General features: G+C 70.2%; 24 protein-coding genes and 2 riboswitches. Of the genes, 10 read left to right on the forward strand and 14 right to left on the reverse strand.

The features are described 5' to 3' along the window. Positions 1-68 precede the first annotated feature (68 nt). Both IFR14_RS08190 and glpX read left to right on the forward strand, forming a co-directional pair. Positions 69-1,064 (forward strand): fructose-bisphosphatase class II, encoded by a 996-nt coding sequence (locus IFR14_RS08190; protein ID WP_191940768.1) that lies wholly within the window; start codon positions 69-71, stop codon positions 1,062-1,064. 50 nt (positions 1,065-1,114) lie between these two features. Continuing rightward, the gene (gene glpX, locus IFR14_RS08195; protein WP_064296437.1) at positions 1,115-2,113 is read left to right on the forward strand and encodes a class II fructose-bisphosphatase; all 999 of its coding nucleotides are present in this window, start codon (positions 1,115-1,117) and stop codon (positions 2,111-2,113) included. A gap of 79 nt (positions 2,114-2,192) precedes the next feature. Here glpX and rmuC read toward each other — a convergent pair whose 3' ends face one another. Both rmuC and IFR14_RS08205 read right to left on the reverse strand, forming a co-directional pair. Continuing rightward, positions 2,193-3,572 (reverse strand): DNA recombination protein RmuC, encoded by a 1,380-nt coding sequence (gene rmuC, locus IFR14_RS08200; RefSeq protein WP_191940769.1) that lies wholly within the window; start codon positions 3,570-3,572, stop codon positions 2,193-2,195. A gap of 58 nt (positions 3,573-3,630) precedes the next feature. Continuing rightward, on the reverse strand, positions 3,631-4,212 hold the full coding sequence (locus tag IFR14_RS08205) for an exonuclease domain-containing protein (protein ID WP_191940770.1): 582 nt from the start codon (positions 4,210-4,212) through the stop codon (positions 3,631-3,633). Positions 4,213-4,344: 132 nt separating this feature from the next. Here IFR14_RS08205 and ychF point away from each other — a divergent pair, with 132 nt between their 5' ends. After that, positions 4,345-5,418 carry a redox-regulated ATPase YchF gene (ychF, locus tag IFR14_RS08210; protein WP_191940771.1) on the forward strand — a complete coding sequence of 358 codons (1,074 nt, stop codon included), beginning with the start codon at positions 4,345-4,347 and terminating at the stop codon, positions 5,416-5,418. 69 nt (positions 5,419-5,487) lie between these two features. Here the strand turns inward: ychF and IFR14_RS08215 are convergent, their stop codons facing one another. Further along, entirely contained in the window at positions 5,488-5,826 is a 339-nt protein-coding gene (locus IFR14_RS08215) for a hypothetical protein (RefSeq protein ID WP_191940772.1), read from the reverse strand. A 159-nt stretch (positions 5,827-5,985) separates the two neighbouring features. Here IFR14_RS08215 and IFR14_RS08220 point away from each other — a divergent pair, with 159 nt between their 5' ends. Together IFR14_RS08220 and IFR14_RS08225 are read left to right on the forward strand one after the other, a co-directional pair. Further along, entirely contained in the window at positions 5,986-6,267 is a 282-nt protein-coding gene (locus IFR14_RS08220) for a type II toxin-antitoxin system RelE/ParE family toxin (RefSeq protein ID WP_191940773.1), read from the forward strand. Next, positions 6,254-6,571 carry a HigA family addiction module antitoxin gene (locus IFR14_RS08225; RefSeq protein WP_191940774.1) on the forward strand — a complete coding sequence of 106 codons (318 nt, stop codon included), beginning with the start codon at positions 6,254-6,256 and terminating at the stop codon, positions 6,569-6,571. The genes IFR14_RS08220 and IFR14_RS08225 overlap by 14 nt, the downstream gene beginning before the upstream one ends. A 90-nt stretch (positions 6,572-6,661) precedes the next feature. Here IFR14_RS08225 and IFR14_RS08230 read toward each other — a convergent pair whose 3' ends face one another. Continuing rightward, entirely contained in the window at positions 6,662-7,180 is a 519-nt protein-coding gene (locus IFR14_RS08230) for a hypothetical protein (RefSeq protein ID WP_191940775.1), read from the reverse strand. Positions 7,181-7,315: 135 nt separating this feature from the next. Here IFR14_RS08230 and IFR14_RS08235 point away from each other — a divergent pair, with 135 nt between their 5' ends. Next, a complete protein-coding gene (locus IFR14_RS08235) occupies positions 7,316-8,485 on the forward strand; it encodes a hypothetical protein (RefSeq protein WP_191940776.1) in 1,170 nt (389 codons plus the stop codon). Positions 8,486-8,498: 13 nt separating this feature from the next. Here the strand turns inward: IFR14_RS08235 and IFR14_RS08240 are convergent, their stop codons facing one another. Both IFR14_RS08240 and IFR14_RS08245 read right to left on the reverse strand, forming a co-directional pair. Further along, entirely contained in the window at positions 8,499-8,846 is a 348-nt protein-coding gene (locus IFR14_RS08240) for a LysR family transcriptional regulator (protein WP_124768993.1), read from the reverse strand. 46 nt (positions 8,847-8,892) lie between these two features. Beyond that, positions 8,893-10,110, reverse strand: a complete 1,218-nt coding sequence (locus tag IFR14_RS08245; RefSeq protein ID WP_164486929.1) for an ice-binding family protein — start codon at positions 10,108-10,110, stop codon at positions 8,893-8,895. Positions 10,111-10,319: 209 nt separating this feature from the next. Here IFR14_RS08245 and IFR14_RS08250 point away from each other — a divergent pair, with 209 nt between their 5' ends. Next, a complete protein-coding gene (locus IFR14_RS08250) occupies positions 10,320-11,975 on the forward strand; it encodes an ABC-F family ATP-binding cassette domain-containing protein (RefSeq protein ID WP_124768995.1) in 1,656 nt (551 codons plus the stop codon). Positions 11,976-11,991: 16 nt separating this feature from the next. On the opposite strand, the gene IFR14_RS08255 is transcribed toward IFR14_RS08250, so the two are convergent. The 8 genes from IFR14_RS08255 to IFR14_RS08290 form a co-directional block, all read right to left on the reverse strand. Next, on the reverse strand, positions 11,992-12,561 hold the full coding sequence (locus IFR14_RS08255) for a carboxymuconolactone decarboxylase family protein (protein WP_124768996.1): 570 nt from the start codon (positions 12,559-12,561) through the stop codon (positions 11,992-11,994). Positions 12,562-12,780: 219 nt separating this feature from the next. After that, positions 12,781-12,996, reverse strand: coding sequence for a hypothetical protein (locus IFR14_RS08260; RefSeq protein WP_079705518.1), 216 nt, complete (start codon positions 12,994-12,996; stop codon positions 12,781-12,783). A gap of 135 nt (positions 12,997-13,131) precedes the next feature. Then, positions 13,132-13,332, reverse strand: coding sequence for a hypothetical protein (locus IFR14_RS08265; protein WP_064296429.1), 201 nt, complete (start codon positions 13,330-13,332; stop codon positions 13,132-13,134). A gap of 108 nt (positions 13,333-13,440) precedes the next feature. Continuing rightward, positions 13,441-14,583: a cysteine desulfurase family protein gene (locus tag IFR14_RS08270; protein WP_191940777.1), complete on the reverse strand. Its 1,143-nt coding sequence runs from the start codon at positions 14,581-14,583 to the stop codon at positions 13,441-13,443. A 1-nt stretch (position 14,584) separates the two neighbouring features. Next, complete coding sequence (gene nadC, locus IFR14_RS08275) at positions 14,585-15,436, reverse strand: carboxylating nicotinate-nucleotide diphosphorylase (RefSeq protein ID WP_191940778.1); 852 nt, start codon at positions 15,434-15,436, stop codon at positions 14,585-14,587. Next, on the reverse strand, positions 15,430-17,055 hold the full coding sequence (gene nadB / locus IFR14_RS08280) for an L-aspartate oxidase (protein WP_191940779.1): 1,626 nt from the start codon (positions 17,053-17,055) through the stop codon (positions 15,430-15,432). Before nadB ends, nadC begins: the two co-directional genes overlap by 7 nt. A gap of 1 nt (position 17,056) precedes the next feature. After that, positions 17,057-18,364 (reverse strand): quinolinate synthase NadA, encoded by a 1,308-nt coding sequence (gene nadA / locus IFR14_RS08285; RefSeq protein ID WP_191940780.1) that lies wholly within the window; start codon positions 18,362-18,364, stop codon positions 17,057-17,059. After that, on the reverse strand, positions 18,361-19,143 hold the full coding sequence (locus tag IFR14_RS08290) for an NUDIX hydrolase (protein ID WP_191940781.1): 783 nt from the start codon (positions 19,141-19,143) through the stop codon (positions 18,361-18,363). Before IFR14_RS08290 ends, nadA begins: the two co-directional genes overlap by 4 nt. 150 nt (positions 19,144-19,293) lie before the next feature. Then, positions 19,294-19,379: riboswitch (glycine riboswitch) on the forward strand. A gap of 1 nt (position 19,380) precedes the next feature. Next, positions 19,381-19,484, forward strand: a riboswitch (glycine riboswitch). Positions 19,485-19,540: 56 nt separating this feature from the next. Between IFR14_RS08290 and gcvT the strand changes: the two genes are divergently transcribed. Genes gcvT through gcvP form a run of 3 tightly spaced genes read left to right on the forward strand, consistent with a single transcriptional unit; the run spans position 19,541 to position 23,964 of the window. Then, a complete protein-coding gene (gene gcvT / locus IFR14_RS08295) occupies positions 19,541-20,665 on the forward strand; it encodes a glycine cleavage system aminomethyltransferase GcvT (protein WP_191940782.1) in 1,125 nt (374 codons plus the stop codon). A gap of 3 nt (positions 20,666-20,668) precedes the next feature. Next, positions 20,669-21,043, forward strand: a complete 375-nt coding sequence (gene gcvH / locus IFR14_RS08300; RefSeq protein ID WP_064296422.1) for a glycine cleavage system protein GcvH — start codon at positions 20,669-20,671, stop codon at positions 21,041-21,043. Next, positions 21,043-23,964 carry an aminomethyl-transferring glycine dehydrogenase gene (gcvP, locus tag IFR14_RS08305; protein WP_191940783.1) on the forward strand — a complete coding sequence of 974 codons (2,922 nt, stop codon included), beginning with the start codon at positions 21,043-21,045 and terminating at the stop codon, positions 23,962-23,964. The genes gcvH and gcvP overlap by 1 nt, the downstream gene beginning before the upstream one ends. Positions 23,965-23,982 lie beyond the last annotated feature (18 nt).

Consider the following 23,982-nt stretch of genomic DNA (forward strand, 5'->3'; position numbering starts at 1 on the left):
CTTGCGTGGGGACGATTCGCCTTGAAGTCTAGTGACTCGGGCTCCGAGGCATACGGCACGATGGGGACATGATCGAGCGCACTCCGGACACCGACCTCCTCGACGGCTTCCTCGACGCCACGAGGGCCGCGGCTGCCGCCGTCGCGGGTCTCGTCGGAGGTGGAGACGGCATGCGCATCGACGGGGTCGCCGTCGATGCGCTCCGCCGGGCGCTCGAATCGCTCCCGGTCGACGGGCGCGTCGTCGTGGGGGAGGGCGAGAAGGACCAGGCGCCCATGTTGTTCGTCGGGGAGCGTTTCGGCACGGGTGCTGGGCCGGTGATTGACCTCGCCGTCGACCCCGTGGACGGCACGAAGCTCGCGGCAACGGGCAAGCCGGATTCCGTCGCCGTGATCGCCATCGCCCCGCGCGGTGCGATGTTCGACATCGGCCCGGCGTACTACCTCGAGAAGCTCGTCGCCGCCGGTGGGGGACGCGAGCTGTCGCTGGCCGATCCGATCGCGGTGACCCTCGACCGGCTCGCGGCCCGGCTGGGGCGGCCGGTCGAGCAGCTGCGGGTCGCGGTCCAGGACCGTCCTCGGAACGCGGCGACCGCCCAGGCCGTGACCGCCGCCGGTGCCGAGCTCGTGAGCTTCATGGACGGCGACGTCGCCCTGTCCCTGCGGGCTGCGGCCGCCGACGGCGACCTCGATCTGCTCCTCGGCGTGGGCGGAGCCCCCGAGGGCATCCTCACGGCTGCCGCGGTCCGGGCGCTCGGTGGCTGGATGACGGCGCGCTTCGCACCGCAGTCGCCGGATGAACGTGCGCGGCTCCTCGAGGCCGGGACCGATCTCGATCGCGAGGTCCCGCTCGACGAACTCTGCCGCGATGACGCCTGGCTGCTGCTCAGTGCCGTCACGTCGACCGCGCTCGCCGCCGGAGCCGAACTCGCCGGAGTCCGGGTCGAAGCGGACGGCGGTGTCACGGTCGAGTCCGTCGTCGTCGGTCCCGGGAGCCCGCTGACGAGGTCACGGAAGCGCCTCGATCGCGACGCACCCAGCGGCCTTCCCAGCCCGGTTCGATAGGCTGAAACCCTCATCCACCGAAGCGTCGTGTCCCACGAGGCGAGCGATCCATGGAGGATCCAGTGACCCAGCCTGAAACCGGCTCCCACTATCTGCAGCCCGACCGCAACCTCGCCATGGAGCTCGTGAGAGCGACGGAGGCCGCCGCGATCCGGGCGGCGCCGTTCATCGGGCGAGGCGACAAGAACGCCGCCGACGGTGCGGCGGTCGACGCGATGCGTGCCTTTCTCGGCACCGTCAACTTCGACGGCGTGGTCGTCATCGGCGAGGGCGAGAAGGACGAAGCGCCCATGCTGTTCAACGGCGAGCACGTCGGCAACGGCCGCGGGCCGTCCTGCGACATCGCCGTCGACCCGATCGACGGTACGAGCCTCACCGCCGCCGGGCGTCAGAACGCCCTCTCCGTCATCGCCGTGTCCGACCGCGGCAGCATGTTCGACCCGTCCGCGGTGTTCTACATGGACAAGATCGTCACCGGCGCCGACGGCATCGGTGTCGTCGACATCAGCCAGTCCATCGGCGACAACATCCGCGAGCTCGCGAAGGCCAAGGGCAAGCAGCCCGAGGACATCCGCGTCGCCGTCCTCGACCGACCGCGCCACGCGCAGCTCATCGAGGAGATCCGCGCGGCCGGTGCCGGGACGCGGTTGCTGCTCGACGGCGACGTCGCGGGTGGCATCAACGCCGCGCGCTACGACTCGCGGATCGACATGTGCGTCGGCATCGGTGGCACGCCCGAGGGCATCATCACCGCGTGTGCGGTGAAGGCGCTCGGCGGGCTCATCCAGGGCAAGCTCATGCCGAAGGACGACGCCGAGCGCGAGCGTGCTCTTGCGGCCGGTCACGACCTCGACCGCGTCCTCGGCGCGAACGACCTCGTCCGTGGCGACAACACGTACTTCGTCGCGACGGGCGTCACCCACGGCGAACTCGTCGACGGTGTGCAGCGCAAGGGTCCGATCATCCGCACCGAGAGCCTCGTGCTGCGGTCGCGTTCCGGCACCATCCGTCGCGTCGAGGCGGACCACCTCGCTGCGAAGTGGCTGTAGCCGCTCCTCCAGCAGAGCGAAGCGCCCGGTTCCACCTCGCGGTGGTGCCGGGCGCTTCGTCGTGCGGTGCTCGTACCGGTCAGTCCTGGAGCCGGTGCGCGAGCCGGGCCTCGAGCTCGCTCGGCTCGGCATCGGACGGCTCCGGCGAGGGCTGCGCCTCCGGAGCAGTGAGGCGCTTCGGTGAGGCGTCGCTCTGGCTCACCTGACCGATGACCGTCGCTTCGTCGAGGGCGTCGAGCTTGCGCGCCGTGACGAGCACGCGGGTCTCGAACGACGAGGCGAACTGGTTGTAGTTGGTGACCGTGCTCTCGATGGACCGGCGCAGGCGGTCGGCGTGGTCCGACAGCGTCGAGAGCCGCTGGTAGAGCTCCTTGCCGAGATCGAACAACCGCTTCGCGTCCTCGGTGAGGACGTCCTGCTGCCAGGTGAACGCGACCGTCTTGAGGACGGCCCACAGGTTGACGGGGGAGGCGAGGGCGACCCGTTTGCCGAAGGCGTAGTCGAGCAGGCTCGCGTCGGCCTCGAGTGCTGCGGCGAGGAGCGACTCGCTCGGGATGAAGCAGATGACGAACTCCGGGCTCGACTCGAGGCCGCGCCAGTACCCCTTCGCGGCGAGGGCGTCGACGTGCGACCGCACGGCCTTCACGTGCTGCGCGAGGAGGGCGGTGCGTCGTGCGGCCTCCTCGCCCGTCGCGGTGACGGGGATGGTGCTGGCTTCGAGGTACTGCGCGAACGGCACCTTCGCATCGACCGCGATCGACTTGCCGCCGGGGAGTCGCACGACCATGTCGGGCCGGCCGATGCCGTTGTCGGACGTGATGCTCGACTGCAGGTCGAAGTCGACGCGCTGCGTGAGACCGGCCGCCTCCACGACGTTGCGGAGCTGGGTCTCGCCCCAGACGCCGCGGGTGGCGTTGTTCCGGAGCGCCGAGGCGAGCGACTCCGTCGTCGACCGCAGGCGTTCCTCGGACTCCGAAGCCGTCTTCAGTTGTTGGGCGAGCTCACCGTGCTGGCGGCTGCGCTGCTGCTCGAGTTCCGCGACCTTCGCCTGCATGTGCTCGAGGCTGTGCTGGACGGGCGCGAGGGCTTGCAGGACCTGGCTCTCCTCGTGTTCCTGGCGCGATCGTCGTTCGGCGTCGGCGCGGTGGCGTTCGGCGAGCTCGCGGTACTGCTCGCGCTGGGCGTTCAGCTCACGTCCGAGACCGTCGGCAGTGGCGTCGAGTGCGGCGAGTTCTGCGCGCAGCGCGGCGCGGAGTTCCGCCTCCCGTGCAGAAGCGTCGGCGAGGAGTTGCGCCTGCTGGCCGCGGAGGTCGGCGAGTTGGGCGGTGTGCCTGGCCTCGAGGAGCGCCGGGTCGACCGAACCCGCGCCGGTGCGCCGCTGCAGCAGGAGGACCGCCACGGCTGCGCCGATGACGAGTCCGATGAGGAGGCCGATCCCGAGGGCGAGTGCGCTGTCCATGCCCTCAGTGTGTCGCGGGCCGCCGACATCGCTCGGAGGCCGCGCGGCGACCGCGGGCTCAGGCGGCGACGGCTGTCCCGATCCGGCCGATCTTCACGCTCGTGAGCTGCGCGAGTTCGGTGATCGAGGAGGCGCCATGGCGGGCGGCGGCGTGGATGATGATGTGCGCGGAGGCCTCGGCGTCGCCGGTGGCGTCGTGGTGCTGGAAGTCGTCGAATCCGGCGGCGAGGGCCGCCACGGGGAGCCGGTAGGAGTCGAGCTGGTACGTCTTGCGGGCGACGTTGAGGCTGCACAGGTAGCTGAGGTCGGGGCAGTCGAGGCCGGTGGCGGCGCAGCCACCGCGGATGACGCCCATGTCGAAGCCGGCGTTGTGGGCGACGAGGGCGTCACCCTGGGCGAAGTCGAGGAGGGTGTCGAGCTGGTCCGCCCAACCCGGCGCCCCGAGGACGTCGGTCGCGACGATCCCGTGGATGCGGGTGTTCCACTCGAGGAACGCGTCGTGTCCGGCAGGGGGCTGGATGAGCCAGCCCGCGCGGTCGACGACGATGCCGTCGCGGACCCTAACGAGGCCCACGCTGCAGGCGGAGGCGGATGACGAGTTCGCGGTCTCGAAGTCGATGGCGGTGAAATCCAGTGGCACGTCCTCACCCTCGCACCAGCGTCCGACACCGCTCGGGTGGCACGCCGTATGCCGCTCGATCGACGGTGCCGATCCCTGCCCGGAGCGGAGGCGCGACCCACAGGGACGCGCGGCCAAGTACGATAGACCTTCGTGGCTCTTACTCTCGGCATCGTCGGCCTGCCCAACGTCGGCAAGTCCACCCTGTTCAACGCGCTCACGCGCAACAACGTGCTCGCAGCGAACTATCCGTTCGCGACGATCGAGCCGAACGTCGGCGTGGTCGAACTGCCCGATGCCCGGCTCAGCAAGCTCGCGGAGATCTTCGGCAGCGAGCGCATCCTGCCCGCCGCGGTGTCCTTCGTCGACATCGCCGGCATCGTCAAGGGCGCGAGCGAGGGGGAGGGGCTCGGCAACAAGTTCCTCGCGAACATCCGCGAGGCCGACGCCATCGCGCAGGTCGTCCGCGGCTTCGCAGACCCCGACGTCGTGCACGTCGACGGCGACGTGAACCCGGCGTCCGACATGGAGACCATCAACACCGAGCTCATCCTCGCCGACCTCGAGACGCTCGAGAAGGCGATCACCCGGTTCGAGAAGGAGGTCAAGGGCAAGAAGCTCGACCCCTCCGTCCTCACGGCGGCGAAGGAGGCGCAGGACGCGCTGAACGACGGCACCCCGCTCTCGGCGACGAAGATCGACCTCGCGCCCATCAAGGAGCTCGGTCTCCTCACGGCCAAGCCGTTCATCTACGTGTTCAACGTCGACGAGGACGTCCTCCAGGACCAGGCGAAGCTCGACGAGCTGGCAGCCCTCGTGGCGCCGGCGAAGGCCGTCTTCCTCGACGCCAAGCTCGAGTCGGAGCTCGTCGACCTCGACGAGGACGACGCCCGCGAGATGCTTGAGTCGACCGGCCAGACCGAGTCCGGCCTCGACCAGCTCGCACGCATCGGCTTCGCGACGCTCGGTCTCCAGACCTACCTCACGGCGGGGCCGAAGGAGTCGCGTGCGTGGACGATCCCGCAGGGTGCCAAGGCGCCCCAGGCGGCCGGCGTCATCCACACGGACTTCGAGAAGGGCTTCATCAAGGCCGAGGTCATCTCGTTCGACGACCTCGTCGAGACCGGCTCCGTCGCCGAGGCCCGCTCCAAGGGCAAGGCCCGCATGGAGGGCAAGGACTACGTCATGCAGGACGGCGACGTCGTGGAGTTCCGCTTCAACGTCTAGCCCGTCGAAAGCGCACGTCGCGTCGTCGACCAGCCCCAACGTCGACGGAATGAGCGCTCTCGGTCGTGGCTACCGCTTCCGCCGCTGTTCCGCGATCCACGTGTGATCGGCGATCGCGGCTGAGACGGCTTCGCGATACTGCGCGCCGTCTGCACTGCGGTACAGATCCCTGCTGAAGAACTGCGATGCAGGTCGGTAAGGCGCACTGTTGTGGACACGTCTGGCGAGGTCGGACAGGACATCGTGGTCGCCCGCGAGGTAGGCGGCGAGCTCGGTGTCGTTCAACCGGATGAGCGCGGAATCGTCGATGAGAGCGCTGTAGCTGTACCTCGCGTCGAGGTAGAGCGAACCCTCCTGCTCGACGAGGAACCACATTCCCGGTTCATGGTCGACGTAGCGCATGTCCATGCCTCGATTCTCCCGGAGGTCCGGAGGTCCGGAGGTCCGGAGGTCCGGAGGTCCGGAGGTCCGGAGGTTCGAGTAGGGGTGTTCCTACCATGAACCGGTTCATCGCAAGGAGTGTGTAACGACTCGCGTTATTAACGAGGTGCGTTATACCCTGCTACGATGATCAGGTCGTTCGGCAACCGGGATACCGAGCGATTGTGGCGTCGGGAACGAGTGCGGTCGATCGATCCTCGGATCCATCGGGTTGCGCTCCGGAAGCTTCGCCAGGTGGGTGCCGCAGAGATGCTCGACGATCTTCGGATCCCACCGGGCAACCGACTCGAGCCGCTCAAGGGCGATCGTGTCGGGCAGCACAGCATCAGGATCAATGACCAGTGGAGAATCTGTTTCGTGTGGACGGACACAGGGCCAGAGGAGGTGGAGATCGTTGACTATCACTGACTCGAGCGGCAAGCTCGCACCGATCCACCCCGGTGAAGTCCTGATGGAGGACTTCATCGAGGGGTTCGGCATCACGCAGAACAAGCTGGCGGTGTCCATCGGAGTCCCACCACGTCGCATCAATGAGATCGTCCACGGCAAACGGTCCATCACAGCGGACACCGCGCTCCGGCTTGCGAAGTACTTCGACACTTCGGCGCAGTTCTGGCTCAACCTGCAGATGCGCTACGAGCTCGATCTCGCCGAGGATCGGCTTTCGCAACAGATCGCGGCGATCACGCCACTGAAGCCTGCTGCCGCGTAGCGTCATACTTCCACGCCGAGAGTGCGCGTTCTGTCGCCTGCGTAAGGGTTTCGGGACAGAACGCGCACTCCGGGTCGAGGCGATCGACCGTCACCACCACCGTCTGGCGCGAGGGACCAGGCCCGCGAGGGCTGCGAGCCCGGCGAAAGCGCTGACCACCCCGAGGAAGCCCACGGGGGTGTCGCGGAGCGGGCCGATGACGAGCAGGGCGCCGAGGCCGAGCGCTGCCACGCCGAATCCGGTGCGCCAGAGTCGCCCGGCCTTCGCCGATGGGCGGCGGTCGGGCAGGTCGGTGGGTCTCGGGCGCGCCCGGCGCCGTGCGCTCAGCGGCGGTCCGCCATCGTCCGGCCCGTCGACGGCACGTCCGAACCCGTCGACCCACGGACCGGCACCGACCTCGGGGCAACGGTCGTGGACGTTGGTGTCGCGGGTCGAGGCATCCGCCGGGTGGGCGGGCATGGCTGCGGCGAGATCCACGTCGAACCTGACGGAACCGTCCGGCAGGAGGGCGTCGTAGCCGACGAACCGCAGCGGCCGTCGGCGCCATCTCGACGAGCCACGGAACGCCGTCGCGCGGACAGCGACGGGACGGTCGGGCGATTCGCGCATGGATCGATGGTGGCACATCGGGTCTCCGTGGTTCAGCACCCTGATGCTTCCGACGTCCCTGCCGCCAGCGCGGTCGTGCTCCGGCGGTACGCTCGATGAGGCGCCACCCGAACGGGCGCCTGGGGGAGGCCACGGGTGACGATCGATCTGGCGAGCATGCTGGTAGTGGCGGTGATCGTCTGCGCCGCCTGCGGGATCTTCTACGGACTCGACAGTGCGCGAACCCTCGCCGGACGCCACATGGCAGCCTGGATGTCCGGATTCGCCACCACCCTGCTCTCCGCGGTCAGCTACCTCGCCGCCACGCTCAACGGCGACTCGGTATGGATCGTCGCCGTCGCCAACGCCGCCATGGTCGCCTCGATCGCCGCCCTGTGGGTCGGGTGCCGGCTGTTCAACGGTCGACGCAGCCTCGTGCTGCTCGGCACCCTCTTCGTCGGCATGACGGCGATCTCCGCCGTCCTCGACCCCACCGACGACCCGGAGTGGGCCGGCACCATCGCTCGGCTCATCTCGCTCACCATGCTGTCGCTCCTGGTCGCGTACGAGGCGCGACGGGGGCGGATGCGAACGGCACCGGCGTCACTGGTGCTCGTCGTGGTCATGATCCTGCACGCGGTGTTCACCGCCGTGCGCCTCGCGGTCTACCTCACGGCGGGTCCTCACTCGGAGATCTTCGAGCGGCTGTTCAGCACGCCCATCGTGACCTACATGAACCTCGTGTTCGTCGTCGCGATCGCCGTCGGCCTCGTCCTCCTGCGCTCCTGGGAGCGCAAGCAGCGCCTCTCCTCGGAGCGGGTGGGCGTCCGCGCGGTGGGGCGCCGGGCGTTCATCGCCGAGGCGACCCGACTCCGCGATGGGCAGCAACCCGATCGTCGCCTCGCGATCCTCGTGGTGGCCATCGACGGCTACGGCGACCTCCGCCGCGCCTACGGGATGGCGACGGCGGGGGAGCTGGAGGCACTGCTCGCAGCCGCGGTCTTCCGTGAGCTGCCGGCCGGGTCCGTCTGCACCCGCGTGTGGAGCGGGACGATCCTCGTGGCCACGTCGGTCGAATCGGGGCCGACCGGCCTCTCGGGTCTCCACGACCTCGCGGCACCGATCGCCGCAGGCTACCGGGAGGCCGTGACGCAGCAGCTCGACGGTTTCGCGGGCGCTGCCAACCTCGGTGTCGCGGTGGATTCGGCCGCGCCGACGCCCGTCGAGACCCTCGTGTCGATCGCACGGACGGCCCGAGCCGACGCGGAGCGGCGAGGCGAATCGGTGCGGGTCGTCGAGTCCGCGTCGGAGACGCAGGACCGCTGACGGCGGGTGCGGCTCAGCGACCCTGGCGCTTCTTGTACGGCAGCGGCTCGCCCTTGACCTTTGGCGCGCGGCCCTTGCCCTTGTTCGCTTTGGCTTTGCCGCCCGGCGCGGGAGCCGACTTCGCTGCTGCTGCCGCAGAGGCGTCGAGTTGGCGACGCGCCTCGATGAGGAACGCGTGGCCGGCGTCCGTCAGCTGCGTGGATTCCACGTCACGGGCGAACAGTTCCGCTCCGACGCTCTCCTCGAGCTTCCGGACGTCGGCGACGACGGTGCTCCGTGGCACACCGAGCGCCTTGGCCGCCTTCGCGAAGTGGAGGGTCTCCGCGGAGGCGACGAAGGAGCGCAGCTGCTTGTGATCCATGCCCTCAGCCTACGGTGACGGCGTCAGGCTGCCGACCAGTGTCGCGTCAGCCACCCAGCTGGTCGCGTCGGCGACGCCGCACGATCACCGAGGCGATACCCGCGAGCAGGCCGAGGCCGAGCAGGGAGCCGGCTGCGATGGCGAGCGTGGATCCCTGGAACCCGGTGTCGGGGAGCCTCGTGATGTCTCCGGCCGGAACCGCCGGCTGACCGGGGACCTGCGGGGTGCCTGGCGGGACGATGACGATCGTCGATTCGATGGAGTCGTCGGGCGCGCCGCCGTTACTCGCGGTGATGGTGACCGTGTAGGTCCCGGGCGTCGTGGGCGTGCCGGTCACGCCACCGGTCACGCTGTCGAGGACGAGTCCCGGGGGCAGGGCACCCGAGGTGACCGTGTACGTGGCGTCGGGGCTGCCGGTGGAGGTGACCGTACTGTCGTAGGTCGTGCCGACGGTGCCGCCGGGGAGCGGAGCGGAGGTGATCTCCGGGCTCGTCGTGACCTCGGAGCCGCTGCCGTCGTCGCAGCCGGTCGGCCGGTTGATGACGGTGTTGATGAGCGTCACGGCGCCGGTGGACGCGAGGAGACGTCCCTCGACGACCGTGCCCGATCCCGTGGAGATGGACGTGTCGGCGAGGACCGTGCCGACGAAGGGAGCGCCGGCGTCCAGCGTTGCCGAGCTGCCGACGCGCCAGAACACGTTGCAGGCGCTCGCGCCGCCGGCGAGGATGATCGATGCACCGGTGAAGGTGTCCAGCCTGCTCGCCGCCTGGAAGACCCAGACCGACTCCGCCGTACCGGTGAGCGTCAGGTTCCCGGACAGGGAGATCACGCCGCCGGAGTAGACGCCTGGGGTGAGGTTCAGGCCGGTGAGTTCACCGACGCCCTGCGTGGTCGGGGTCAGACTGGAAGCGACACCCATCGCGGTGAGGAGATCGTTCTGCGCAAGGGCGGCGGGCTCGTTCGTCACGTTCTGTGTGCCGTTGACGATGCCCGGCGGGAAGCCCGTCACGGAGCTCTCCGGGCTCAGCCCGAGGTCGCCGTTGATCGTGGTCGCGCCGGTGTTGGTGACGGCCGATGCGGCGAGGACGCCGTAGCCGGCTGCCGTGCCCAGGTTGATCGGGCCGTCGATCGTGGTCGCGGCGTTCGCCGGTCCGGCACCGATGGCCAGGAGTCCGACGGTCACGACTGCCGCTGCGGCGAAGAGCCGTGGGCGAGTGCGAGCGGGTCTGGCGCTGCGGGCGGGTGGAGAGAGTTCGAGGCGCATGAAGGCCCCTTCCGTGTGGGAGGGGCGCGAAGCCAAAGAGGATGGCGACATCAACCGCAACTGCTCCCTGTGTAACACCTTCGGGGGGTGCCCAGTCGGTTAGTGCGGAACGCGTACCCGATCGTGATGTCGTGCTATTCGCGGGCGGGCGCGAGGGTGGCGCGGAATGAACGGTCTCCTGCGCTCGGCCCGAGTGAGACGATTGACCCATGACTGCAACGCTCGTGGCCCAAGGCCTGGCCGGAGGACACGGCCACCGCACCCTGTTCGACGGCCTCGATCTGACGGTGGCGCCGGGCGACGTCATCGGCGTCGTCGGGATGAACGGAGCGGGGAAGTCGACGCTGCTGCAGCTCCTCGGCGGCTCGCTCGAACCGCAGGCCGGCACGATCACGCTGTCGCCGTCAGACGCCTTCGTGGGCGCGCTCCCGCAGGAACACGAGCGCGTCATCGGTGAGAGCGTCGCCGCCTACATCGCCCGGCGCACCGGCTGTGCTGCGGCGACCGAGGCGATGGACGCGGCCGCCGCGGCGCTCGCCGAACCCCCGCAGGCCGGCGCGGACCCCGCGGACGTCTACTCCGCCGCCCTCGACCGCTGGTTGGCGAGCGGCGCGGCCGATCTCGAGGAGCGGATCCCCGCGGTCCTCGCCGACCTCGGGCTGGACCTCGACGCGGATGTCACGACCACGATGATGACCTCACTGTCGGGCGGGCAGGCCGCTCGCGTCGGACTGGCGGCGCTACTGCTGTCGCGATTCGACATCGTCCTCCTCGACGAACCGACCAACGACCTCGACCTGGACGGCTTGGAGCGGCTCGAACGCTTCGTGCAGGGATTGCGCGGAGGTGTGGTGCTCGTCAGCCACGACCGCGAGTTCCTCGCCCGCTGCGTCACGCGCGTCCTCGAACTCGACCTCGCGCAGCAGAGCAACCGGGTCTTCGGGGGCGGATACGAGGCCTACCTCGAGGAGCGCGAGGTCGCCAGGCGGCACGCCCGCGACGCCTATGACGAGTTCGCCGACAAGAAGGCGGATCTCGTCGGTCGCGCCCGGGTGCAGCGGGAGTGGTCCAGCCAGGGCGTGCGGAACGCGATGAAGAAGGCGCCCGACAACGACAAGATCCGGCGGAAGGCCTCGGCGGAGTCCTCGGAGAAGCAGGCCCAGAAGGTCCGGCAGATGGAGAGCCGCATCGCTCGGCTGGACGAGGTCGAGGAACCACGCAAGGAGTGGCAGCTGCAGTTCACGATCGGCAGCGCACCGCGCTCGAGCACGGTCGTCGCGACGCTCTCCGAGGCCGTCGTCCGGCAGGGCGACTTCCAGCTCGGCCCCCTGTCGCTCCAGGTGAACGTGGGCGATCGCATCGGCATCACGGGGCCCAACGGCGCCGGCAAGTCCACCCTGCTCGCAACGCTGCTCGGTCGTCGCGAACCCGACGCGGGCAGCGCGAGCCTCGGCTCCAGTGTGCGGATCGGCGAGATCGACCAAGCCCGCTCATTGCTCGTCGGCTCGGAGCCACTCGCCGACCGCTTCGAGGCGATCGTGCCCGACCTCAGCCCGGGAGAGGTCAGGACGCTGCTGGCGAAGTTCGGGCTGAAGGCCGACCACGTGAACCGGCCCGTCGACGAGTTGTCGCCGGGGGAGCGCACCCGCGCCGGGCTCGCCGTGCTCCAGGCGACGGGGATCAACCTGCTGGTCTTGGACGAGCCGACGAACCACCTCGACCTCGCAGCCATCGAACAGCTCGAGGAGGCACTCGAGAGCTACGACGGAACACTCCTCCTCGTCACCCACGACCGCCGCATGCTCGACACCGTCCGAATCGAACGGCGATGGGTCGTCGAGGCCGGCCAGGTCTCGGAGCGCTAGCCCGCGGCGTCGCGGCTCAGAGGCCGCGGACGAGCGCGTCACGCAGTTCGGGTCCGATGTCCTCGGGAACGTCGACGTCGACTGCAAGCGCCTGGATCGCCCGGCTGTAGTAGTTGCGGGCGGCCGCAGCGAGGGTGATGTCGAGGATCTCCCGGTCGGAGAAGCCGTGCTGGCGCAGGATCAGGCTGTCGGCGTCGGTCATCCGGTCCGAGTCGCGACCCACTCGTTCCGCGTAGGCCATCATCGCGACCTCCGCGGGGCTCAGGCCGGCGTCGCGATAGTCCGCCGCGATGCGCACGAGCTGGTCCTCCTCGAACAGCGACAGCGATCTCCGGCCGTGAGCGAGACGGCAATGCCGTGACCGCGTCCCTCGCGCCGCGGCGAGCGTCACGAGCTCGTAGCGTCGCAGGCCGAGCGGTCGGGCGATCTCACCGATCAGCGCCTCCCACGCGGCGTAGGCCCCGGGGTTCAACGCCATCACCTTCGTGTGCGCCGCGACGAATCCCTGGTCGGCGATGTCGTCGTCATACATCGCGGCCGTCGTCGCATCGGCATCGGCTTCGGGAATGGTGCGGAGGATCGACATGTCGGCCACCTCGTCGGAACGGGTCGCGGGCCGGGCGTCCGCGGCTACCGTTCATGATGGCACTCGAGATCGGCGCTGTCAGAACCCGTTTCCGGCGGGTCTCGGCGATCACATCGGCGTCCCCGGCCCCGGTTGTCGCCGGGGGAGACCCGCGCCCCGACAATGAGCGAGGACCCCGCGGCGTTCGCCAGGCGGGGTCCTCGTCGTTCAGAGGGCGCGTCAGTCGCGCAGCTGCTCCTTGTAGTCGTTCTTCGCCTCGGTGGTGTCGCGCTCGGCCTCGGCCTTCTTCACGTCGGCCTCCGCCTGCTTCACCTTCGCGTCGGCCTTGGCCTCGTCGACCTTGTCGCCGATCCGGTCCTTGGCGTCTTCGACGGTCTCGCCGATCTTCCGGCCGGTCGCCTCAGCAGCGTCCTTGGCGTTGTCCAGGAATCCCATGTCAGCTCCGTCTCTGATCCCGACTCTCGGTCACCGTTCAAGCCTCGCGGGCCCGCGCCCGCGCGGCAACCACTTGTGTTCCGAGGCGTGGACGGCTAGATCATGAGACGATCCGGCGCGGGTGGGCGTCGTCCCTCAGGGAGCGGGGGCGCCACCGTCGGTCGGGGTCGCGTGCGGCAGCCAGTCCTTGAGGATGACCTCCTCCGGGTCGACCAGACGCTCCGTGTGGAGGTCGTACTCCGGGTCACGCTCGGCGAGGAACCGGGTGACGGCGTCAGCGTCCTCGTTGTCGTGTCGACGTCGTGCGCGGTCTGCCGCGTCCTGCTCGGTGCTCATGGATCCCACCGTAGCCCAGCCTCCGGCGGTGAGCGCCGCCAGACACCCGGCGTCGGACACCCGGCACCGAGCGCCCGGCCGGATCCGTCCGGTCGGGCGTCGTGGGGTTCAGCGGAGACCCGCGACGGCCTCCACCGAGGCGACGACGGCGTTCGCCGTCCGGTCCAGCTCGGCCGCGGTGACGGCGGCGGTCCAACTGAAGCGCACGGCGGTCTGCGCGACCTCCGGAGCGATGCCGATCGCGAGGAGGACCGGTGACGGCTCGTCGCTGCCGGCGGCACACGCGGAGCCGCTCGAGGAGATGACGCCCCGCCGTTCGAGTTCGAGGAGGACCGCCTCGCCGGAGGTCCCGGGGAACACGAACGATGCGATACCCGGTAGGCGTCGTTCGGGGTGGCCCGTCAACCGAGCGCGCGGGACTTCTGTCAGGACCCTCGCGATGAACGCGTCACGCAGCCTGCTGACGCGGTCGACCGCTTCCACCCGATCGCGCTCGGCGAGCTCCAGCGCCGTCGCGAGCCCGACAGCGGCGGCCACCTGTTCGGTCCCACTCCGGCGACCGCGTTCCTGACCGCCGCCGTGCAGGAGCGGTTCCAGCGGCAGGGAGCCGCGCACGGCGAGCAGTCCGACGCCCTTCGGAGCACCGAGCTTGTGGCCGGCGAGGCTCAGCGCGTCCACGCCGAGGCGATCCAGTCCGAGCGGCAGCCAGCCCGCGGCCTGCACGGCGTCGGTGTGGAACGGGACGCCTGCGGCCTGGACGACGCCTCCGAGCGCCGACAGGTCCTGGACCGTGCCGATCTCGTTGTTGGCCGCCATCACCGAGACGAGCACTGTGTCCGGCCGCAGTGCAGCGGCGAGTTCGGCCGGGTCGACCAGGCCGGTCCCGTCCACCGGGAGGACGGTGGCCTCGACCCCGTGGAACCGCGTGAGGTACGCGACCGATTCCGCGACCGCCTCGTGCTCGATCGGCGAGGTGACGACATGGCGTCCGCGATCGAGGGCCGCCAGGGTGATGCCCTTGACTGCGAGGTTGTCCGCTTCGGTGCCGCCCGAGGTGAACACCACGTCGCCAGGTCGGACGCCCAGCACGGTCGCGACGCGTCGCCGGGCGTCCCGCAACGCCCCGGCCGCCGCCTCGCCGACGGTGTGATGGCTCGACGGGTTGCCGAAGGTGCTCGTCAGGTACGGCCACATCGCCTCGAGCACCTCGGGGCGCACCGGCGTCGTCGCCGCGTTGTCGAGGTAGAGCATCTCAGTCGACCGAGACGTCGAGTCCGAGGTCGAGGGAGCGGACACTGTGCGTGAGGGCACCGGAGGAGATGACGTCCACACCGGTCTCCGCGATGGCCCGCACCGTCGACAGCGTCACGTTCCCGCTCGCCTCCACGATGGCGCGGCCGGCGATCAGCGCGACGCCCTCGCGGAGCTCGTCGACGCTGAAGTTGTCGAGCATGATCGTGTCGACGCCCGCTGCGAGCACCGCCTCGATCTGGTCCAGACGGTCGACCTCGACCTCGATCGTCGTCGTGTGCGGGAGCTCCTCGCGAGCCCGCAGCAAGGCCTCGGTGACGGTCAGGCCGCGCTCGAGGAGGACCGCCAGGTGGTTGTCCTTGACCATGACGGCGTCGGAGAGCGAGTGGCGGTGGTTGTGTCCGCCGCCCGATCGCACCGCGTGGCGCTCGAAGACGCGCAGGCCCGGGGTCGTCTTCCGGGTGTCGACGATGCGGGCGCGGGTGTCCGACACGGCTTCGACGTAGGCCGCAGTGGTGGTCGCGATGCCGCTCATCCGCTGCACGAAGTTCAGGGCGACGCGCTCAGCGGTCAGGACGGCACGCGCCGGACCCGACACCATGGCGATGGTGTCGCCCGCAGCGAACCGTTCGCCGTCGGCGACGAGGAACGCGACCGTGATGCGTGGGTCGGTCAGTCGGAACGCCGCCTCGAACACGGCCGACCCGCTGAAGACGCCCGCCTCGCGCGCGGTCAGGGATGCCGAGGCCGTGGCGTCCTCCGGGATGAGGGTCGCCGCCGTCAGGTCGCCCCACGGGGCGTCCTCGACGAGGGCCGCGGTGACGGTGGTGTCGATGAGGTGTGGGGTCAGCATGGTGCGAGCACGGTTCCGTTCACGGATGGGTGGGTGGTGGGCTGGGGCGCGTCGGCCGAGGTGGCGAGGATGATCGCGATGGGCGACGCCTGATCCGGATCGACACCGGGATGGTCGTCCCTGGCGTGGGCGCCGCGTGACTCGGTGCGCGCGAGGGCACCGGCGACTACGGCGCGGGCGAGCAGCAGGAGGTTGCGGTCCTCGGCGGCCGCGACCGATCGCGGAGTGGTGACGACGTCGTCGAGCTCGGCTGACCAGCGGTCCAGGGTCCGGCGCGCGCGCTCGAGACCACTTGCGTCACGGACCAGTCCGGCGTCCCGCCACATCACGGCGTGGAGTGCCGCTCGGCTGAACGGCTCGACGTGATCCGCTGGGAGCCGGCGATCGTCTTCGGCCGCAAGGGGATCCAGGACGACCCGCTGACCGCCGAGCCTCGGGCGACCGGCGAGGGGACCCGGTGCCGCATCGATCGCCGCGACGGCGCGGGCCGCGAAGACGGCACCCTCGAGGAGCGAGTTGGAGGCGAGGCGGTTGGCGCCGTGGACGCCCGTGCGTGCGACCTCACCGACAGCCAGGAGCCCCGGCAGGGTGGTCCGGCCGTCGAGATCCGTGGCGACGCCGCCCATCCAGTAGTGGGCAGCCGGGGCGACGGCGACCGGTGTGCGTGACCAGTCCACGCCGGAGGCTCGGAGGTGCTCGTCGATCCCCGGGAACCGCGCGGCGAGGCGGTCAGCACCGAGCGCGGTCGCGTCGAGCGTCACCGGCGCGCCACCCTGCGCTGCCATGGTCCGCGCGATCCCGCGGGCGACCACGTCGCGCGGTGCCAGCTCGGCGTCGGGGTGCAGCGCCCGCATGAAACGTTCACCGTTCACATCCCGGAGGACGGCCCCCTCACCGCGGACGGCCTCGGAGACGAGGAAGCTGCCGGGTGCGGCGAGCGCGGTCGGGTGGAACTGGACGAACTCCACGTCGGCCAGCACCGCTCCAGCACGGAGCGCCGCAGCGGCGCCGTCGCCCGTCGCCACCGCCGGGTTGGTCGTGAACGGGTAGAGCTGTCCGACACCGCCGGTGGCGAGGATCACCTGGTCGGCGTCGACGGTGAACGCACCGCGCTCGGAGGACCGGAGGTGTGCACCGGTGACCGTCCCGGCGGTGACGACCAGGTCGACGAGGACGGTGTGCTCCAGCACGGTGACCCGCCGGGCCGCAAGCGTCTCGACGAGTGCCGTCTCGATCGCCGCGCCGGTCGCGTCACCACCGGCGTGCAGCACCCGGGGGTAGGAGTGGGCCGCTTCGAGGCCCTTAGCGAAGCCGTCGCCGTCGCGGTCGAACGCCACGCCGAAGGCGATGAGCTCGCGGATCCGTTCGGGCCCCTCGGTGCAGAGCACCCGCACGGCCTCCTCTTCGCACAGCCCCGCGCCAGCCAGCAGCGTGTCCCGGACGTGGTCCTCGACGCGGTCGTCGTCGAACATGACCCCGGCGATCCCGCCCTGCGCATAGCGCGTGTTGCTCTGGCCGAGGACGTCCTTGGTGACGACCACCACCTCGTGCCGTTCACTCGCCTGGATCGCGGCCACGAGACCGGCGATCCCGCTCCCGACCACGAGCACCGTCGCCATGTCAGACGGCCTGGGTTCCGGGGGCGACCGGCGGCTTCGCGGCGAGCATGCGCTCGAGCGACAGTCGCGCCGGGACGGCCACGTCGTCGGAGACGGTGATGCGGTTGAGCACCTCGCCCGCGACGAGTCCCTCGAGCACCCAGGCCAGGTAGCCGGGGTGGATGCGGTACATCGTCGAGCAGGGGCAGATCACGTCGTCGAGGCAGAAGATCGTGTGCTGCGGGTACTGCGCGGCGAGGCGCTGCACCATGTTGATCTCGGTGCCGATCGCGAACGTGGTGCCGTCGGGCGCCGCCGCGATGGCCTTCTGGATGTAGTCCGTCGATCCCGCCTCGTCGGCGGCGTCGACGACCGCCATCGGGCACTCGGGGTGCACGATGACCCGGACGCCGGGGTGCTGCGCCCGGGCGCGGTCGATCTGGTCGACGGTGAACCGCTTGTGCACCGAGCAGAAGCCGTGCCACAGGATGACCTCGGCCTGCTCGAGGTCGGTCGCCTCGTTGCCGCCGAGCGGGCGGTTCGGGTTCCACATCGGCATGTGCTCGAGCGGCACGCCCAGCTTCTTCGCGGTGTTCCGACCCAGGTGCTGGTCCGGGAAGAACAGCACCCGCTGTCCGCGCTCGAAGGCCCACCGCAGGACCGTCTCCGCGTTGCTGGACGTGCAGACGATCCCGCCGTGCCGACCGCAGAAGCCCTTGAGTGCCGCCGAGGAGTTCATGTAGGTGACGGGGATGACCGGTACCCGGCCGTCGGCGTCCGGTTCGGTCCCGTAGAGCGCCTCGAGGGCCTCCCACGCCTCCTCGACCTGGTCGATGTCCGCCATGTCGGCCATCGAGCATCCGGCGGCGAGGTTCGGAAGGATCACGGCCTGCTCGGGTCCGGACAGGAGGTCGGCGGTCTCGGCCATGAAGTGCACGCCGCAGAACACGATCGCCTCGGCCTCGGTGCGTGCCTTGGCCGCGTTCGCGAGCTGGAAGGAGTCGCCGATGTAGTCGGCGTGCTGGACCACCTCGTCCCGCTGGTAGAAGTGTCCGAGGATCACGACGCGGTCTCCGAGGGTCTGCTTCGCGGCCACGATGCGGCGGTGGAGCTCATCGTTGGAGGCGTCGCGATAGGCGGCCGGGAGCTGGCCCTGCCGAGGCGAACCGGTCGGGATGACGTCGCCCATCGACGCGCCGGGGCCGTAGCTCGGCGGCTGCAGGTCGAACACCCAGGGCCCGGCCGCGAGTTCGGGCGCGCAGGTCGCGCCGTCGGACGCACCCTCGGTGATCTGCTGGATGGTGTCGTCGACGGATGCGGTGATGGTCATGCTGGCTCCTCGGACTGCTGACGGGTGGTCGGGGTGGACGTCGTGGGCCTGCGGCTCGTCGACCGGCCGGGCGACGGGGTCTCCGGTCGGGTGACGGGCTGGGTCCACCGGTAGAGCCGCGCCGGGCGGTGGCGCCCACCGGTGCGGAGTTCGTCGGTCTGCAGGACGAGACCGGAGGACTCGACCTGGCGTCGGAAGTTCGCGGGGTCGAGCTGCTTCTGCAACACCGCCTCGTGCACCTCCCGGAGTTCGGAGAGGGTGAAGGTCTCGCCGAGGAAGGCGTGCGCGATGTGGCTGTACTCCAGCTTGTTGCGGAGCCGCCACAGGGCGTACTCGACGATGTCGCGGTGGTCGAACGCCAACGGGGGGAGTGCGTCGGCCGGGAACCAGCGGACGTTCTGGCCGAGCCGCGTTCGCTTCGCCTCGTCGGACCCGACGAGCGCCCAGTAGACGATCGAGACGACCCGCTCGGCGGGGGAACGGTCGAGGTCGCCGAACGCGTACAGCTGCTCGAGGTACCGCGGGCGGAGTGAGGTGGTCGCCTCCAGGGTCGACGCGGCCGCATCCACGAGGGATTCAGCCGCACCGAGCGGACCGCCCGGCAGTGCCCAGAGGCCGTCGTAGGGCTCGCGGATGCGTCGCACCAGGGGAAGCCAGATCCCCGGCGTCGAGTCGGTCGCGCCGAACCCGTCATCGGCCCGGAGCGTGAAGATGACCGTCGAGACTGCGAGGCCGACCTGCTGCTCCGCCTGCTCCGCGGGAGTCGTCGATCGTTGCATGGGGATCTCCGCGTTCCGGAGCACCGGCGGCACTTCAGGTAGAAATGACCTGTACTCGATACAGGCTTAGTGTACACCTGACTCGAACAAGGTCCTGCGCCGAGGCGACCACTCGCGATATGCTGGCGGCTCAATCGAACATCGGGCCGCAAACACGATGCGGGAGAGCCGGTACGCCGGCACCGAAGGAGCAAGCCTCCCCGCCAATCTCTCAGGTCCTGTACCGCATCGGACTGGCCACTCTGGAAAGCAGCGCACGTTCGTGGTGCGCTCGCCGACGGTGAAAGCAGTGTCCGCAGCAGCGGCGCTCGTGAAGCTCTCAGGCCAATGACAGAGGGGGAGTTCCCAACGGGCACCGTCAGGTGTCCGCAGCGCACCACGCGACCCCGGAGAACTCGTGACCGACCTCGAACGAACCAGCCCGCTCCACGCCGTCCACGAAGCCGCCGGCGCGAGCTTCACGGACTTCGCCGGGTGGCAGATGCCCGTGCGGTACTCGAGCGACCTCGCCGAGCACCACGCCGTGCGCACCGCCGCCGGCATCTTCGACATCTCCCACATGGCTGAGATCCAGGTCGTGGGCGACGACGCAGCCGACTTCCTCGACCAGGCGCTCGCGGGCAAGCTGTCCGCCATCGACCTGCTCCAGGCCAAGTACTCCCTGCTGCTGAACGAGGCCGGTGGCATCATCGACGACCTCGTGGTCTACCGCAATGGCGAGCACGAGTACCTCGTCGTCGCGAACGCGGGCAACCACGATGCGGTCGTCGCAGCGCTCACCGAGCGGGCCGCGGCGTTCGAGCACGTGGTCGTCATGGACCGCAGCGACGAGATCGCGCTCATCGCCGTCCAAGGACCCGCCTCCCGCGCCATCCTCCAGGCGACCGAGGGGCTCCATATCCTCGACGAACTGCCCTCCCTCGACGAGGTGAAGTACTACCGCGCGACGGGTGCCTCCTTCGAGAACGGCACGGTCTTCATCGGACGCACCGGCTACACCGGCGAGGACGGGTTCGAGCTGTACGTCGACGCCGCCGACGCCGTGGAGCTGTGGAACGCCATCGTCGCCGCCGGGACGCCGCTCGGACTGGTCCCCGCCGGGCTCGCCAGTCGCGACACGCTCCGCCTCGAAGCCGGCATGCCGTTGTACGGCCACGAACTCGGCCCGGACATGCTGCCCGTGCAGGCCGGACTCGGCCGCGTCGTCGCACTCGGCAAGCACGGCACGTTCATCGGTCGCGACGCCGTCGAGGCCGGTCCGGCGGACGACGCACCGGTGCTCGTCGCACTCGTCTCCGAGGGGCGTCGCGCCGGTCGTGCCGCTTACCGCGTCCTCGCCGGCGACACGACGGTCGGGGAGGTGACGAGCGGGGCACTGTCGCCCACCCTCGGCCACCCGATCGCCATGGCCTACGTGCACCCCGACCACGCCGAGCCGGGCACCGTGCTCGACATCGACGTCCGCGGCACGCGGATCCCCGCGACCGTCACCACGCTCCCCTTCTATTCGAGAGAGAAGTAACCCATGGCCGACAAGACCACCCTCAAGTACACCGCCGAGCACGAGTGGATCCGCGTCGAGGGCGATCTCGCCGTCATCGGGATCACCGACTACGCCGCCGAGAAGCTCGGCGACGTCGTCTTCGTGGACCTCCCCGCCGTCGGCGCGGCGCTCTCGGCCAGCACCGTGGTCGGCGAGATCGAGTCCACGAAGTCCGTCGGCGAGCTCTTCGCCCCGCTCGACGGCGAGGTCGTCGAGGCCAACGACGCCGTCGTCGACGACCCGTCGCTCGTCAACAGCGACCCGTTCGGTGCCGGCTGGCTCGTCTCGGTCCGGTACGACGCGCTGCCCGACACGCTCCTCAGCTGGGACGACTACGCCGCGCTGGTGGGCGAGTGATGGCGGACCGCTTCGCAGAACGGCACATCGGAACCGACACCGCCGCCCAGGCGACGATGCTCGCCGCCGTCGGGTACGACAGCGTCGACGCTCTGCTCGCCGCGGCCGTCCCGTCCGCCATCACGGCCGCCGAACTCGCCTCGTCGAGCATCCCCGACGCCGCGACCGAGCGCGCGGCACTCGCCGAACTCCGTGAGCTCGCCGGCCGCAACACGGTGAACCGGAGCCTGATCGGTCTCGGCTACTTCGACACGATCACACCGGCGGTCATCAAGCGGAACGTGCTCGAGAACCCCTCCTGGTACACGGCCTACACGCCGTACCAGCCCGAGATCTCGCAGGGCCGCCTCGAAGCGCTCATCAACTTCCAGACGATGGTCGCCGACCTCACCGGTCTCGACACGGCCAACGCCTCGATGCTCGACGAGAGCACCGCGGTCGTCGAAGGCATGCTCCTCGCGCGCCGGGCCTCGAAGCTCGCCGACGCGACGTTCATCGTCGACGCCGACGCGTACCCGCAGACGAAGGCGCTCCTCCAGAGCCGAGCCGAAGCGGTCGGCATCGACCTCGTCGAGCTGCCGTTGTCCACCACCTCGCCCGAGGACCTCCCGGCGGCGTTCGGCGTCTTCGTGCAGTACCCCGGCGCCTCCGGGCTCGTGTGGGACCCGTCGGCGGTCATCGCGGCGGTCAAGGCGGCCGGCGGCGTGTCGGTCGTCGCAGCCGATCTCCTCGCCCTCACGCTCATCTCCTCGCCCGGTTCCCTCGGCGCGGACATCGCGGTCGGGACGAGCCAGCGCTTCGGCGTGCCGATGGGCTTCGGCGGGCCGCACGCTGGGTACCTCGCGGTCCGCAAGGGCCTCGAGCGCCAGATGCCCGGTCGCCTCGTCGGCGTCAGCCAGGACGCGGCGGGTCACCCCGCCTACCGGCTCACGCTGCAGACGCGTGAGCAGCACATCCGCCGTGAGAAAGCCACGAGCAACATCTGCACGGCCCAGGTCCTGCTGGCGGTCATGGCCGCGATGTACGCGGTGTACCACGGGCCCGACGGGCTCAAGCGGATCGCGCAGTCGGTGCACGCGACCACCGCGAGTGCAGCCCGTCTGCTGGGGTCGGCGGGTGTCGAGGTGCTCACGGAGCACTACTTCGACACCCTGCAGGTACGCGTCGCCGACAGCGCAGCGGTGGTGGCGGGTGCGCACGACCGCGGCCTCCTGCTGTGGGCCGTCGACGAGACGACCGTCTCGATGAGCTTCGACGAGGTGAGCGCGGTCGAGAGCGTCGTCCCGACGCTCGTCGAGGTGCTCACGACCGCTGGGAACGCCACCCCCGGAGAGCCGTCGGCGTACGTCTTCGACGAGGGGTCGTCCGCCTCGGCGTTCGGTCCGAGTGCCGTGTCGGAGTACCCGGCCGCGCTTGCCCGCGAGACCGAGTACCTGACGCACCCGGTGTTCAACACGCACCACTCGGAGACCGCCATGATGCGGTACCTCAAGCAGCTGGCCGACCGCGACTACGCGCTCGACCGGGGGATGATCCCGCTGGGTTCATGCACGATGAAGCTCAACGCCGCCACCGAGATGGAGGCCGTCACCTGGCCCGAGTTCGCCGGGCTGCACCCGTTCGCCCCGCGTGAGGACGTGGCCGGGTCGCTCGAACTCGTCGACCAGCTCGAGACCTGGCTGGCCGAGGTCACCGGGTACGACTCCGTGTCGCTCCAGCCGAACGCCGGCAGCCAGGGCGAGCTCGCCGGTCTCCTCGCCATCCGCGGCTACCACCGCGCGAACGGCGACGAGCAGCGGACGGTCTGCCTCATCCCGTCGAGCGCGCACGGCACGAACGCGGCCTCCGCCGTCCTCGCCGGCATGCGTGTGGTCGTCGTCGCGTGCGACGAGCAGGGCAACGTCGACCTCGACGACCTCCGGTCGAAGATCGAGGCCAACGCCGAGTCCCTCGCCGCGCTCATGATCACCTACCCGTCCACCCACGGCGTGTACGAGCACGAGGTGAAGACGATCACCCAGGCCGTGCACGACGCCGGCGGCCAGGTCTACGTCGACGGCGCGAACCTCAACGCACTGCTCGGCTACGCACGGTTCGGCGAGTTCGGCGGCGACGTCTCGCACTTGAACCTGCACAAGACGTTCTGCATCCCGCACGGCGGCGGCGGCCCCGGTGTCGGGCCGGTCGCTGCGAAGGCGCACCTCGCGCCGTTCCTGCCCGGTCATCCGCTGGCGCAGCGCGCCGAGCACCCGCTGCTCGGCGGCGGGACGGTCGTGCACGACGGCGGTCCGATCTCGGCGGCTCCCTACGGCAGCCCGAGCATCCTGCCGATCTCGTGGGCGTACGTCCGCATGATGGGTTCGGAAGGGCTCCGCGAGGCGACCGGGGCCGCGGTGCTCGCGGCGAACTACATCGCTGCGCGACTGCGCGACCACTATCCCGTCCTGTACACGGGCGACAGCGACCTCGTGGCGCACGAGTGCATCCTCGACCTCCGTCCGCTCAAGGAGGCGACCGGGATCTCCGTCGACGACGTGGCGAAGCGCCTCGTCGACTACGGCTTCCACGCGCCGACGATGTCGTTCCCGGTCGCGGGGACGCTCATGGTCGAGCCGACCGAGAGTGAGGACCTCACCGAGGTCGACCGCTTCGTCGACGCGATGATCGCGATCAAGGCGGAAGCGGACGCCGTCGCGGCGGGCGAGTGGCCTGCCGACGACAACCCGCTCGTCGGGGCGCCGCACACGGCCCAGTCGGTCATCGAGGGGGAGTGGACGCACGCGTACTCGCGTGAGCTCGCCGTCTACCCGGTGCATACGCTCGTGCGCACGAAGTACTGGCCGCCGGTGCGTCGCATCGACCAGGCGTACGGCGACCGCAACCTCGTGTGCGCCTGCCCGCCGCCCGAGGCCTTCGCCTAGCCGGTCCATGAGCACTCC

Origin of the sequence: Plantibacter sp. CFBP 8775 (genome assembly GCF_014839505.1) — a bacterium.
Taxonomy (GTDB): domain Bacteria; phylum Actinomycetota; class Actinomycetes; order Actinomycetales; family Microbacteriaceae; genus Plantibacter; species Plantibacter auratus.